Raw genomic sequence first — 12866 nt, forward strand, 5'->3', positions numbered from 1 at the left:
CTAAATTTTCTGCTTGAGTTTTAACTGAGATATTGCCCGTTTTATCTTCTTAAGTTCTTTCTGTTTTGATGATTCGTGCAGCATGTATCTCTTTTCTATTCTTGCGATGTCCTTTTTGATGTCTTTTATAGGCCTCAGTTTAGGCTTGTCTTCCTCCTCAAAAATTAGCCAAGGCACTTTAACCAAATCCGGAATTCTTCCTATCCCATGTCCATAAACTTTTATGGGTAGAAGTTTTGTAACAGGTTTTCCAAAAATTTCCCCATGATCCGACGTTATTATGGTACGTCCCGGGAGATAATGTAGCAATAGCTCCACGTATGGCAGTACAATCCGCAAATTTTCAATGTATGCCCTTATGAGTTTTGAAAGACTGAAATAAGCATAAATTTCTGAGAGATATATGCTGTGTAGAGGTTCTTTTGGAAATCCTGAAAGTGACATCGAATGATTCTTCTCGACGGAGTTTTTGATTATGTTCATTGCATTGTCTTCAAAGTTCTGTAAAGAAAAATATGGATGGTGAGGCTGTAAGAAATGTACAACAAACCTTTTATTGGGATACTTTTTAAGTGTCTTGATAGTCTGCTCGTAAACTTTATTCGGAGGGACTGTATTGTACCTCTCGTTCCAACCATTTTTCCATACGGAGATTACCTTGTAAAATTTGCCTTTTAGATATTTGTCAACAAAAGGATTTGCTGTGATGTATATTATATCGTCATATTTTTTGTCTGTGAAATTCTTAAGTAAAAATTCTCCTGTCCAGGATCCCTTAGAAATCTTATATTCCAGTCTCCCTGGTAACCTTCTTTTTATGTACTCACTTTTGAAGATATCATACCTGCAGTCATCGAGGATTATTAGGTTTCTCCAGTCATCTTCGAATATAGAGTCCCCATTATTTTTTTGCGTTAGTTCTACAATGCCTTTTAGTGTATATTCTTTAAAACGGTGTATAATTAAGTTAACCCACGAATATTTTTTGCTTCCTAACATTTTGCATCCTCATAGTGTTCATGAATGCATAAACAATTTTAAAAACATTGTTACAATAAAATTAATCATAGGAGTACTGGCAATCGATAATTACAGGGTTGGGGAGCCAAATGGGAAATCCAAAAATCCTTTCTAACTATAAGGTTCATTTTCCTCTTTTGATTCTTACAGTTGCTTTAGGATACAGAATTTATCCTTATTTCACGCAGAAGTACTTATTTGGCTTTGATCCATATGTTCATCTTTCGGTGATTAGAGAATTTCTGAACGGTAATATTCGGGATAACTTAATCTATCCATTATCTCTGGCCCCATATGGAGCGCGTATAAATGAACCGCTTGGTATCTACTATGTTCCAATATTGATTTTCAAGATATTAAAACTTTTAGGGCTATCACTATATGATGCCTTTAGGATAACTCCAGTACTGTTTGGAATTCTTACGATAATTTTTTTCTACTCTTTCATTGCTAAGTTACATGGGAAGAAATGTGCAATCTACTCAGTGCTATTCTTAGCTATTAGCTTTGCTCATATTTCGAGATCTATGGCGAACTATTATAGGGCTGATAATTATGCAGTTTTTCTCTTCTCTATTGTTTTATGGGCATTTGGTGCTTTACTGCAAAAGACAGACTTCAATGTGCATACAGCATTCTATATAGCAACTGCTGGTATTGCACTGGGAATCTCTTGTGCTTTTTGGGGAGGCTATATCGCACTGTTTGTCTTCGTTTTTGGGATTTTGTTCTTTTCTTTAGTTGCTTCCCTTTTAAAAAAGGGCAAACAGCACTTTTATTCGTCAATATACGTTTTACTGTCCATAATCTCCGGAGGGGTAATTGTCTTTCTGATTGGGCCAAAAGTTAATTATCATTATTTTCAGAATTTTTCTAAAGTTTTCATGTACCCTTTGATTTTTGTAATTCTACTTTTTGGATTCACACTTTTATCATTAAGATTTGAGCTTTCTAACAAGGCGAAAATATCAACCATTATTATCATGAGTATTGTAGCAGTCTTTGGAGTCTCATATTATAACCCGACGCTATTCAAGGAGTTGTTAACAGGATTTGGATATCTAAACTCTAGTGGGGTGTATAGGACAATAATGGAATTAAGAAGACCTACCCCTTTTGACTTATGGATTGGATTTGGCATTTCTATATTCCTTGTGCCATTTTACTTTTTGCACATGAAAAAGAACAGCCTACTCTTTATCCATTTGGGCTGGATTATTCCAAGCATGTATCTGCTCTTAAACGCTGTTAGGTTCATTTTCTTGGCATCTTTAGCAATTGCTTTTATGGCGGGCATAGGATTGGTTGAGATTGAGAACATAATGAAATCCATTAAGTTCATTTCAAAGAAAGCAAGTATGGCAATTATAATGAGTATATTTCTTCTAACTGGCTATTTGTCGTTTGCTTCATTAAAGAATCTGCATCCGGTCATGGATCAGAACTGGGAAAATGCTCTCCTATACTTAAAATCCCATTCAAATGAAACAGATATCGTGCTAGCTTGGTGGGATTATGGAGGTTTCATTCAGTACTACGCTGAAAGACCTACCCTCACAGACAGCGTTTATGGTCAAGTAATGGCTAAATATGTTGCGAGATATTATTTGGGGTTAGTTCCTACCCAAGAACTAAAACGTAGAGGGGTTAAGTATGTCATAGTCAATAAAGAATTGATTTTGAAGTTTGGTACAATAATTAGAACTGCAAATGAATCCGGTGGATACCTCATGGTCATGCTACCTCTCGATTATACCCTTGGTAACACTCTTGTTTTTTCTAATCACAACATTATTTTTGTCCTAAAGAGAGATGGTGAATGGCTTGGTACTTTACAAATCGGTGGAAGAAAAATAAAGATATCAAGGTTATTAGTGGAGAGTAATGACATTAAAGAAGTTCAGCTTGACAAAGATGGGTTGATATTGTATGCTAACTTAAACTATGGTTATGCGGTAGTTATGGATGAAAAAGCATTTAATACTAAATTTTCACAATTAATGTTTCGAAATAAAGGGGATTTAATTTATTCAGATGGAGGCACAATAAAGATATTCAGAATTTGAGGGTAACACCATGAAAATCACATTCATCTATGATGCTCTTTATCCTGAAGTTAAAGGAGGAGTTGAAAAAAGAATATACGAATTAGGGAAGAGACTAGCTAAAAAACATGAAGTTCACTGGTATACCTTTAAGTGGTGGGGAGATAAAGAGATAATAGAAAGGGATGGAATTATTGTACACGGAATTGCTCTCCCCAAAAATCTGTACAGTGGTGATAGAAGAAGTATAAGAGAGGCTATTGATTTTTCATTTCATCTCCTCCTTAACAGACTCGAAAAAAGCGATATTATTGACTGTCAGGAATTTCCTTATATTCCCTGTTACTCTACAAAATTCCATTCCCTGTTGAGTAAATCTGAACTCATAATAACTTGGCATGAGTATTGGGGAGAATATTGGAGAGAATACATTGGTCATTCGGCACCTTTTGGCAAGTTCCTTGAAAATAATCTGCTGAAAATTACAAATAATCACATTGTTGTTTCAAAATTAACGCTTGCAAATTTATCAAAATTGGACTCTAAAAATTTTTCCTTAATACCAAATGGTATTGATTTAAAGCGAATACAAAAAGTTAGATCTCATGATGTAAAACACGATGCAATATTCGTAGGTAGGTTAATAAAACACAAAAATATTGGATTTCTCCTTAGATCCATAAAATTCATTCGTTCCGATTATCCAGATTTTACTTTGGGTATAATAGGTGATGGCCCAGAGAGAAAGAAGCTTGAAAAGCTTGTGAAAGAGCTTGGAATATATAATAATGTGGAATTCTTGGGATTTTTGGATTCTCATGAGGCAGTCATTGAACACATTAAATCATCAAAAGTTCTCACATTCCCATCTTTACGAGAAGGATTTGGTATAGTTGTTTTGGAAGCGAATGCTTCTGGCATACCTGTAGTTACAGTTAATGCTCCCATGAATGCATCAAAAGAATTAATTATTCCGGGAAAAAATGGCTATATCAGTGAACTAAATGAAAAATCTTTTGCAGAGAAAATTTTATTAGCTTATGAGAATTCGAGGAAAATGAAGAGGACATGCATAAACATAGCGAGGAAATATGACTGGGATGTTATAGCAAAAAGACTTGAAAAATACTACGAGGGTGTTTTAAGTGAGCATTGAAGTGTCAATAGTACTGCCGACAATGAATGAAGAAGATGCAGTAAAAGCCGTTCTGCCAAAAATAAAAGACGTTATGGAAAAAACAGGTATATCATATGAAATAATCGTAGTTGATAAAAGTAACGACAGAACCCCAGAAATTGCAAAGAACCTTGGTGCGACAGTTATAAGACAAAAAGGAAAGGGATATGGCGATGCTTATTTAGAAGGATTTAAACATGCCAGAGGTAAGTATATTATAATGCTTGACCCAGATGGCAGTTACGACCCATTAGATATCCCAAGATTATTGGGTCCTCTCTTAGAGGGCAAAGCAGATTTTGTCATGGGGACAAGACTTAAAGGTAAAATTGAAAAAGGAGCAATGCCTCGGCTACATAGATACATTGGGAATCCTTTACTCACAAAAATTCTCAACATATTGTTTAAGGCAGGAATTTCAGATGCGCACTGTGGAATGAGGGCAATAAGAAAAGATGCATTGGAAAAATTGCCTTTAAAGTGCAAAGGAATGGAGTTTGCCAGCGAGATGGTAATTGAGGCTGCAAAGAAAAAACTCAGAATTGCTGAGGTTCCAATAACATATCATCCGAGGATTGGGGAATCAAAGCTCAGCTCCTTCAGAGATGGATGGCGGCATTTAAGATTAATGTTGCTGTATTCTCCCTCTCATCTGTTTTTGTTCCCCGGTATTATTTTGGCACTCTTGGGCATTGGACTGCTCTCCTACACCTATTTAGTAAATCCAATTCGTTTGCACACTATGATACTGGGGAGTCTTTTAACTATCGTGGGATTTCAGATAATAAACTTCGGCATTTCAAGTAAGGTATATGCCGTTAGGGAAGGTCTTGAAGAGCCCAGCAGGTTAACAAAATTCTTCATGAGGTATTCGATCTTAGAAGAAGGGCTAATAGTGGGTGGAATAATGTTCCTTATCGGAATAAGTTTAGGTATTAAGATATTCCTGGAATGGAAAGCCTCCGGGTACGGCTCATTGTTCAAAATCAATGAAGGCATCCTTGTGTTAACTCTGACGGTTTTGGGGTTACAGTTGATGTTCTTTTCATTCTTTGTAAGCATTTACATGCTTAAGGAGGGCTGAAATGAAAAATGAAAATATTGATTGTGTCTCCTTACTTCCATCCAGAGGGGGGAGGTCTTGAGAGATACGCCTATCAGATGGCCAGGAAATTATCGAGAAGCAATGACGTTACTGTTGTCTGCATGACAAAAAAGGAATCAAAAACAGAGAGGGTCGGAAAGATTAAAGTTTACAGATTAAAGCCCCTGTTTATACTGTCGAACACACCTGTCAGCTTAATCTTTGTGATTAAACTTGCCCAAATGATAAAAAAGGGAGAATTTGACTTAATAATTGCACACACTCCAGTTCCTTTTGCGGCTGATGTTGCCTCCCTGCTTGCAAAAATCTTTGGAATTAAAATAAAGATTGTGTATCATACAGTGGGATTAAAAAAGGGTAATACAGTCTTGGATATAGTAGGCAGAGTTTATTCATATACATTAGAGAAGCTGACCCTCAGAAATTGTGAGATAATCTCGGTCTCGGAGAAGGTCTGGGAGTACCTCAAATCCCGGGGATATAACTCAAGGATTATTATTCCCGAGATAAGTGAAGATTTAAGGGACATCAAACTTGATAGGAACATTAAAAGAGAAAATGCAATCCTCTTCGTTGGACAACTAAGCAGATATCATAGATTCAAAAATCTTGATATGCTGATTGAAGTCTTTGCTCGGGTTTCAAAGGAATTCCCAGACTGGAAGCTCTGGATTGTTGGGGATGGGGATTTAAGAGAGTATTATGAAGATTTGGTTAGAAAATTAAACCTAAAAGACAAAGTTAAGTTTTTTGGAAATGTTGAAAATCCTGAAGATCTTGCTGAAATTTATTCCAGAGCAAAAATTTTAGTCCTACCCTCGTCATTTGAGTCGTTTGGAATGGTTGTTTTGGAAGCACTGCATTTTAGAATATCTGTTGTAGTAAATAAAAACGTTGGGGCAGTTGATAGGTTGATTCTTCCTAGAAAGAATGGATTTATTTTTGACACGAGGTCTGAATTACTTATAATTCTAACGAAATTATTAGATAATCCCAAAATTGTTAGAAAAATGATGTTTAGAAAAAATCTATAATATTTTAGGTGCTGTATTGATGAACACATTAGGCATTGTATTCATTAATACATTTATAATATTATCTTAGGAAATATCTTTGATATAGACAATATTGTCTTTATTATTTTAATTGGCTTAATATTAATATACTGATGTCCCGAATGTTAGCGTAAAAAACATCTTGTAATGTATTTATTTAAAACTATTGCTCCGAAAGGCTTATATTTGGATAAAACATAATATCACATTGGCCTTTCACGAGGCCGGCCTCTGAAGGTTTTAAAAAATAAAAAGGTGAAATAGTATGAATAGAAGGAATAGAGCAAGGTTTTTGAGCGTGTTGCTAGCAGTGCTAATGCTACTAAGTGCAGTGCCAATGTTTACACCAGAAGTAGTTGCACAAACGTATCCAACGACTATCAAGATTGTCGGAAATGCAACAAACTGTGGAGTCAAGTTGTTCCAAGGATTTCCCTATGAAATAGTCATGAATATTTCATATTTAGATAGTTCTGGAAACGTGACTGCAATAAGCAGTAATGTTTATGCTAGGATATATTACTACAATACTACAAGTGGATCATGGATTCTGGCCTATGAAACTCCTGATCCAGGATTCTCTGTTCAGAATGGTAATGCAACAATTATCATAAACTCCACGCTGAGCCCAGGTTTCGTCAGCAATGAATATAGGGAAATCCCACAGGGAATCACAATGCTAAGGGTTACTTTGTATGATCCGGTATATAACATAAGTGCCAGTACAGATTTTGCCGTACTATTCCCATACACTGTCAGTACAACCATAACCAGTACAGTACCCTACTTAAACGGAACCTGGATGTACGATAGAGCCTTCAAAGAGATACCCTTTAACCTCACCGTCAATGTCACCTACGACTCTGATGCAGTTACATGCTTCGGAATTGCGATTCCCTCGAATGTAACAGTAGACATTACAATGCCAAATGGCAGCGTTATTTCCGATACGCTCCCATTGACAAATGGAACCGGTGAAAAGGTGTACGCCAACTTAGAGTCCTCTGTCCCTGGAACTGGGAATGTGGTGGTTACAGACTCACTTAATGGCTTAACAGCACCTCCAGAGTACTTCCAGGTCTACGACTGGAACATCAACTTCTTTACGATTAGCTTCAGCTTGACATATCCGCCATATGCGTGGATTCCATTTAACTTGAGTGGAACAGTTAACGCATACACGACTTTCGGTGGGCTGGGAACGTATACATTGGGTGTCAACGATACTATCTACTTGGTGCTGTTAAACAACACAATATTCAATACGACTGCAATTATGACCAATGGGACAGCTCCGTTTAACATAACTGACATCATCCTCCCGGGAGGCACCGATTATGCTCTATATGCAAGTATGGGTAACTACTCCCCAGAGACCACCTACTACTTCAACGTATCTTCATGGGACATCGAGATAACCCCGACCATAACCTGTACTAGTGGTGGTGCAGTGTGTGACTACTTCTATGCTGGTGTAAACCAGACCCTTAACATAACAATTAACTATCCAGTTAGCCCATACAATATTACCTCAACTGCCAACTACAGCGTGCTCCTCAACGGCGTTGAGATGTACTCTGGCAACATAACCATCATAAACAACACCGGAAGCGTCGAATTCCCGGTCAACTTCCCGGAGAACGGAACTGTTGTAGTGAAAGTCTGGGACGAGACCTACCATCCAGAGGTTAACAATGTAACCCTCGAGGTCAAGGATTGGGGCATTGGATATGGCTATTTGGTCGAGCACTATCCTGGAACTTGGTACTCAGTATTTGATGACAAGTTCTACGTGGGAATACCCGCAGACCTTAACCTGACAATCCTTTACAATGAACCTTGCCCAGTCAACTCAACTCTCGAGATAACCCTCCTGCTTCCAAACGGTACTGTGCTAACTTACAACGTCACTGTTACTGACAGCAACATGACCAACTTTGCGGTTCCCCAGACCTTCCTGTTCAGTGAGCCTGGATTCGTCGTTGTAACCTACAACGACACCACCCTTGGTAAGAGCGTTACCTTCAGCATACCTGTCAGGGACTGGGGCATATTCGTTGACGCTTCACCTGAGGAACTCACCCAGGACGAGAGCGTCAACCTCAACGTCTTCGTTGTGGAGTCTCTGTACTTTGACTGGCCAGGTGAGAGGAATGTTACTGTTACACTTGAACTTCCTGATGGATACGTCGAGACAAAGAATCTGACCCTTGAGGCCAACGATGACATCTATGGAGGTCAGGGCGGCTATCAGGGAATAATAACCTTCGAGAACGTCACACCGACAATGCCGGGAATTGCTTGGGTCACCGTTACCGACGTCCTCAGCGGCAAGTCTGTGAAGATGCCAATAAAGGTTAACGCAGCGATAACTCCAGGCAACAAGTGGATTGATGTGACTGCAACACCAGCAAATGAGCCAGTTTATGCCTACATCGGTAACTCTCTCAGGATAGAGCTTCAATACATGTACAGCGATGGCATAGCCGCCTACAAGGACTACGATGACCACATCGTTAACGTTACCATAACCGACGCCGATGGGACTGAATACTTCCTCCAGCTTCCGGTTGACAACGGATACCTCCTCATACCCAGCTACGCTATACCTGTTAACGGCACCAACGACATCGCCATAGAGGTTGTTGATGCCTACAACTCCAGCATTACCGGCGGTACTGTGGTCCCAGTCACCCAGTGGAATGTCACGTTTGACTTCGCCACTAACGGCACCGTCTGGGAGTACGTTGACAACACCCTCTACGTTACCGTCCACGTTAACGGCCCGAACGTTCCAGTCGACGTGAGCATAAACGGTGACCTCTACACCAATGTTGCTGACGGCCAGGTTATCGAGTATCCGATAACCGACCCGCAGGGAACGCTCGTCTACAACGTCATCGCCACTTACAACGGCCACCAGGTTGGAAGCGACACTTACACGGTACTCCCACAGGAGTGGAATGTCACGTTTGACTTCGCCACTAACGGCACCGTCTGGGAGTACGTTGACAACACCCTCTACGTTACCGTCCACGTTAACGGCCCGAACGTTCCAGTCGACGTGAGCATAAACGGTGACCTCTACACCAATGTTGCTGACGGCCAGGTTATATCAGTTGACATAGTTGATCCAATGGGCATTCTCACTTATAATGTCACAGCCATCTACAACGGCCACCAAGTTTCTGACGAGTGGATACACCTTATTCAAGTCAGATCTTGGAACGTTACGTTTGAGTTCTCCTATGCTGACGCTGCGACTGGCATTGGTGAGCTCTATCAGGGATTCAACGCTCGGCTTAACGTAACAGTTCACGTTAATGGCCCGGACGTTCCAGTTGACATCTGGTGGTGGACTTGGAACCTTGGAAACTATACAGATGGGTCTGTACTCTATCTTGGCTTTGGCCCAGTTCCTGCAGTTATTACACAGCAGTTCAAGGCTACTTACGAGGGACACATCGTTGGAAATGATACCTTTGTATACTCCTCTGCTACATGGAGCACAGAAGTTTCCGCACCTGATGAGCTCTACTACTTGCCGGACGGCTACACCAACATGGACGTTAAGATAGGCGTTGACTTGGCTGGGCTTCCGGAGATAATAACTGGAGGCTACAACGTCACCATAGAGCTCAACGTCACGCTCCCGAACGGCACAGTCATTCACAGGGTCGTTAACGGAACCAACTCGACGGTCTTTGACCTTGGAGACCTCACCTTCAATGAGAGTGGCGTGGTCACATACGTTGTCAAGGTTTACAAGCACGTTCCATGGCCAGGAGGGCCGCTCTATGAAGTCGGAAGCGCCAGCGGTACCATACCCATCGAGCTTGCCCTTGATGCCGTCATAACTGGAACCTACTACGAGAACATCCCGATGGACTTTGTGGTAAACGTCTACTCCATTTCCGACAGCCCGGACATAACCGTAACGATAAGCGGTACCAACTACACCGTCACGGCCGATCACGATGGTGTACTAACCATCCCGAACGTCACCCTCGAAGCCGGTAACTACACAGTCATAATAACCGATGCATCCCTTAACGCCACAATAACCAGGACCCTTGAAGTTCGCAACTGGGGCATCTACGTCGTCCCAACGCCTACGAATATAACTGCTGGTAGCGTCTACACCGTCACATTTGACATTAGCCTCATTGACCAGTACGGACAGCCCGTTGTTGTGAACGACAAGATACGCCTCCGCCTCGAGTTCAGCGACACCGATATCATCCCAAGCGGATTCTACGACCTTGTCTACTACATGGATATTGCCGATAATGGACATCTCACCAAGACAGTCAGCGTGTTCTCACCAGTTGCAGGAACGTTCCAAGTTATAGTCTCCGACAAGTATGGTAAGATGAACAACACCGAGCAGATCATCGTAAACGAGCCCAACCCCGCCGATCTCACATATGTGTACGTTAACATCAGAAAGCAAGGATCACTTAACCCGCCGGAGGAGCCAGTCAAGCTTTACTGGGGTCTTGAGCTTGGTGGGGTTAGGAAGTACTTCCCAGTATTCAACGCAACCATAAGTGACGACTACTCCGAGGCCATGTTCGCACTCTACCCGCAGAGTCCGTTCAGCCTCTATGTCATAGCTACTCCACTCAACGTTACCGCTCCCATTCTCACGGAGAACGAGCCGTGGGTCAGTAACATTACGGTTCAGAACGAGACCATAACCACATACACCAAGAACGTTACTGTGATACCCATTGAGGATGGATGGAACATCTCTGTGAGCGTCTACAAAGCAACTCTCCACAACGTCACGATCGAGCACTACCTCTACAACGTACCCATAACTCCGGGTGTCATCCAGCTCCAGCCCGGTTCAGCGTCTGTACAGGGTAATGCCATCTACGCGGGGCTTAGTGTTGAGCCCGAGCACTATGAGGAGTACATCTTTGGTCCATATGAGACTGCTAACTCTACTATGATAACCATAGAGCCCAACGAGCTTATGCTCATGCTCATAGACAACACCACACTCAAGCCGACCCAGGCTGGTGAGTACTTCACCTTCAAGGCTATGCTCAGCATAACCAATGCTGAGGAGCAGTTCAATGCCCAGTGGATGCCCTTCGAGTCCTGGATCCAGGCTATAGGCTTCCTCAACGACACTGAGAAGGGTGAGATAATCAGCGAGATACTCGACCAGATTGGAAACGTCTCAGCCCTCAACGGCCCAGTTGCCAACGAGACCCTTGACTTCCATATTGACAATACCGACATTGCCTACCTTGAGCCGACCAACGCTACCACTGACGAGATGGGAAGCGTTGTCTTCAAGGTCTACACCCAGGCCACTCCGGATATGACTCCGGAAGAGCTCAGTACCCTCATGGGTGCCGTTGACGTCTGGGCAACCTATGGCGATCTTGAGAGCAACCATATCACAGTCAACTTCGGTGGTACAGGTTCAATATCCGGTGACATAACCGATGACAGTGGAATGCAGATTGCAGGTGCCACCGTCATCGTCAAGATATGGAATGGAACTGCATGGGTTAACGCTACGGACTTCGAGGGCAATGTTCTAGTCACTGTGTCTGCAGAGGATGGTCACTACGCGCTAAACAATGTTCCAGCAGAGAAGAACGGAACTGAGTACATGGTCGTTGCAAAGAAAGGCAACCTGACCGGTTACGCCTACGTCACAGTGTATCCGTTTGCAACATCCACTGCGGACATCAAGCTCGGTGGAGAAGCCCAATACGCAGGTATTGCAATGTACAAAGAGAAAGTAGAAACTGCAGATACGGTGTACTTTGTCTTCAACAACCTTGGAACTCCAGATGCATTCTCAGTGTCTCAATACGTATCTCGTACAGTTCCAATAACTACTAGGACAGTGTCGTTACTTGCTGAAGACTTCAACATGAGTGCAGTCACTGCCAACGATGTTGTAATCTCAGTCGGTGGACCTTTAGTTAATCCAGTCACAGCAGCATATGAGAACATTGCTCCAGTGCATATGGTAATTGACGGAAAGGACATTACAATAGTATCACCACAAGGCAATGTTACATGGACAGCACCAACTCCATGGTGGAACGTCACAGAGGGATACTTCATAATCCAGCTCTTCACAGATGAAAACAGCGGAGCATTAGTCGTAACAATCTATGGTACTGATGCTGATAGTACTGCGGCTGGGGCTTACTACTTCCTCACTGAAGTCTATCCAAACATTGCTGCTTATAACAGCATATCGTACATTGTTGGAAAATGGGAGGATACTGAAGCAGGAGCAGACATTCCACTGCCAGGAGCGAACCTTGGAGATACAAGCGGATTCAGCGCCGGAGACACAATCACAGTAATCTTTATAGGCTGAAGCCTTTTTCCAACCTTTCTTTTCTCATCCTCTTTTCGTTTTGAAAATTTGTTAAAATTAGGAAACATTTACCCTACATTAGTTTTTTCTGAATGGGGGGATGATA

Annotated in this window: 6 protein-coding genes; 5 read left to right on the forward strand and 1 reads right to left on the reverse strand. The window is 41.6% G+C overall.

Translation table 11 applies throughout. The features are described 5' to 3' along the window. On the reverse strand, positions 1 to 999 hold the full coding sequence (locus TERMP_RS10495; protein WP_013468390.1) for a hypothetical protein: 999 nt from the start codon (positions 997 to 999) through the stop codon (positions 1 to 3). A gap of 110 nt (positions 1000 to 1109) precedes the next feature. On the opposite strand from TERMP_RS10495, the gene TERMP_RS10500 reads away from it, so the two are divergent. The 5 genes from TERMP_RS10500 to TERMP_RS10520 all read left to right on the forward strand — a co-directional run bounded on the left by TERMP_RS10500 (position 1110) and on the right by TERMP_RS10520 (position 12760). After that, positions 1110 to 3086 (forward strand): STT3 domain-containing protein, encoded by a 1977-nt coding sequence (locus tag TERMP_RS10500; protein ID WP_013468391.1) that lies wholly within the window; start codon positions 1110 to 1112, stop codon positions 3084 to 3086. A 10-nt stretch (positions 3087 to 3096) separates the two neighbouring features. After that, positions 3097 to 4221 carry a glycosyltransferase family 4 protein gene (locus TERMP_RS10505; RefSeq protein WP_013468392.1) on the forward strand — a complete coding sequence of 375 codons (1125 nt, stop codon included), beginning with the start codon at positions 3097 to 3099 and terminating at the stop codon, positions 4219 to 4221. Continuing rightward, positions 4211 to 5326 (forward strand): glycosyltransferase family 2 protein, encoded by a 1116-nt coding sequence (locus TERMP_RS10510; protein ID WP_013468393.1) that lies wholly within the window; start codon positions 4211 to 4213, stop codon positions 5324 to 5326. The genes TERMP_RS10505 and TERMP_RS10510 overlap by 11 nt, the downstream gene beginning before the upstream one ends. 8 nt (positions 5327 to 5334) lie before the next feature. Continuing rightward, on the forward strand, positions 5335 to 6381 hold the full coding sequence (locus TERMP_RS10515) for a glycosyltransferase (RefSeq protein WP_013468394.1): 1047 nt from the start codon (positions 5335 to 5337) through the stop codon (positions 6379 to 6381). A 286-nt stretch (positions 6382 to 6667) separates the two neighbouring features. Next, a complete protein-coding gene (locus TERMP_RS10520; protein WP_013468395.1) occupies positions 6668 to 12760 on the forward strand; it encodes a carboxypeptidase-like regulatory domain-containing protein in 6093 nt (2030 codons plus the stop codon). Positions 12761 to 12866: the final 106 nt, after the last annotated feature.

Source organism: Thermococcus barophilus MP (assembly GCF_000151105.2).
Taxonomy (GTDB): domain Archaea; phylum Methanobacteriota_B; class Thermococci; order Thermococcales; family Thermococcaceae; genus Thermococcus_B; species Thermococcus_B barophilus.